The 2,517-nt window shown below is 26.7% G+C and carries 2 protein-coding genes; both read right to left on the minus strand.

Annotated features, from left to right (window positions below; translation table 11 throughout):
• Positions 1-1,112 (minus strand): sporulation integral membrane protein YlbJ (gene ylbJ, locus NSA58_RS18780; RefSeq protein WP_257560836.1); only part of this gene is annotated, 1,112 nt, incomplete at its 3' end.
• 131 nt (positions 1,113-1,243) lie between these two features.
• Positions 1,244-2,517: nucleotidyltransferase (locus tag NSA58_RS18785; RefSeq protein WP_257560837.1), on the minus strand; the 1,274-nt coding region annotated here is incomplete at its 5' end.

Raw genomic sequence — 2,517 nt, forward strand, 5'->3', positions numbered from 1 at the left:
ATTTTAAAATTATAAAAATAATGATTTAGGATATTGTTATTGTAAATAGAATTATAAATTGATGAAAAATTTGAAACTGGTAAGTAATTTGAGCTTATTGGATAAAGTAAAAACGTATATAAAGCTGCAAATGTACCATGTAAAAATTTGTTGAATATGTAAATACTAGTTTTAATATCAGTCTTAGCTATAAAGCTACAACATTGAGCTAGAATAGATAAACCACTAAAGCCTATGATGAAACTGCATAAACTGGCTTTAATTACCTCAGAAATATATGTAATGCTAGTTACATTATTACAACCTATTGTAATTTCAAATAACCCACTTATAAAAGCAGAACAAACCTCTTTTGTCATGCCTAAAGAAGAAAAGAAAAAGCACAATATGTAAGATATACCATCTATTACATTAAATAACGTTAGGATTTTAAAAACTACAGAAAAAATTATTACAAAACCACCAACAGCCAATAAAGTATTTACACCACTTATAACGGCATTTCCAAAAGAAATAAAAAAACCATCCTTTTCTGGAGTATTAATTATGGATTTTATATTATTAATTATGGTTTTATTTGACCTTTCTCTTTTTTCTTTTCCGTATCTTCTAAAAAGTAAACCAACAGTTATGGCTCCTAGATAATGGCAAATAAGCATTACATATCCTAAGTATGCATCGTTTAACATTCCGACTGCCACAGCACCAATTATAAATAAGGGACCTGATGTGGAACAAAATGATACTAACCTTTGACCTTCGTATTGAGAAATATCTTGGTTTAGCCTTAAATCAGATGCCAGTCTTGCACCTACAGGATATCCAGATACTGCTGAGATTGCAAAAACTAGTGCACTTTTACCTGATACATTGAAGATAAATTGAGTTATGGGATTTATTATTACGCCTATAATATCAACTATCTTCAAAGAAACTATCAAATTAGCACCGATTATAAAAGGTAGTAAAGAGGGCATTAATATATTTACCCATATATGTATTCCATTTTGCGCAGCTTCAATAGAATCATCAGGGAAAATTATAATTCCAATAATTAATAATAAAACTATAATTTTGGGTAAAAAATATTTTGTTAATTTAGATATATTCATAAAATCACCTATATAATAAAGACTTTAAGGTATTATATTAATAAAAAAAATGAAATATGAAAAATAATTATTTGAATAGTGAAAAAGGACTATAAATTAATAGCCCTTTTCTTGTATTATAAAATTTATAATCATGGCAAATACTTAGGTGATAAATAATAATCCATGGGTCCTTTTAATAGATCTTTATTATTTTTGTAATAAATAAGATTATACATATTGCTAGATTTTAAATCATATTTAATAAGTGTTTTAAATATAGGGTCATCAATATGACTTATTTTTGAAAATTTAGTTATAATTTCAATATCACTAGAAGTTTTTATTTTCTTTATAATTTCTCGGCCCTTGTTATTGAAAGCTAAAACTCTAATGTAAGGGATTGAATTTAAATCCTTTACTTTTAATATATCTTCTTTGGTAACACCTAGCAAAATATTATTTAAAGTTCTCTTTATTTTAGTCATAGTATAACGTTTTGACTTTGTAGAATTAATTAACTCTTCTAAACTTTGAGAAGTGAAAATATTAGAATAAATTTTATTTTCTATACCTTCATTGACCTCAAAATAGTTATGCAAATTTTCGTAGTCTCTAATAATAATAGAAGATAATATGTCGTAGAACATATAATCAAATACAGGGTTAAAATTACTATCTATTTTACTATTAATTTCATCAAAAGTCGGTTTTGGGATAACATTTTCAATAAGTTGCAAGTTTTGGTTATTTTTTAAAGAATTTCTAATAGCTGTGGCTGAACAAATATTACTATTTATATCACTGGAATTATATTCAGATGCAACTCTAGTGATGGTATAAGGTTTAATAGAGCTATATATCTTAATTAAACTTTTAATATATTCAATACCTAATATATTATTAGAAGAATTCAAAACTTGTTGAAGTTCATTTTCATTTAAATGTAAAAGATTATGAGTTTTTATATATTCATATAGAGCTTTACTTCTTGCTATTGGGAAAACGACACCATCATCTAAATGCTTTTTTAAATTTAACTTAAATTCTATAGGTTCTTTAACTAAAATCTCCGCTATTGTATTTAAGATTCCCACATCTCCTTCTTCACTTCCAAAACAAATTGAACTAACGCAATTAAGAGAGTTTAAGGTAGCTATGGCACCGTGAGAAAAAATTTCTGCGCTTTGACAAGCATAAAGAGTTGGAAGTTCTATTACTAAATCCACACCACTTTTTACTGCCATCTCTGCTCTTGTATATTTATCAAATAAAGCGGGCTCTCCTCTTTGTAAAAAAGAACCACTCATTATAGCCATAGTATGAGTTGCCTTTGCTATTTCCTTTGATTTTTCTAAATGGTATTTATGACCATTATGAAATGGGTTGTATTCAACCACTAATCCTAGTAAATTCATACAATCCT

The organism is Terrisporobacter muris (assembly GCF_024621905.1).
GTDB classification, from domain to species: domain Bacteria; phylum Bacillota; class Clostridia; order Peptostreptococcales; family Peptostreptococcaceae; genus Terrisporobacter; species Terrisporobacter muris.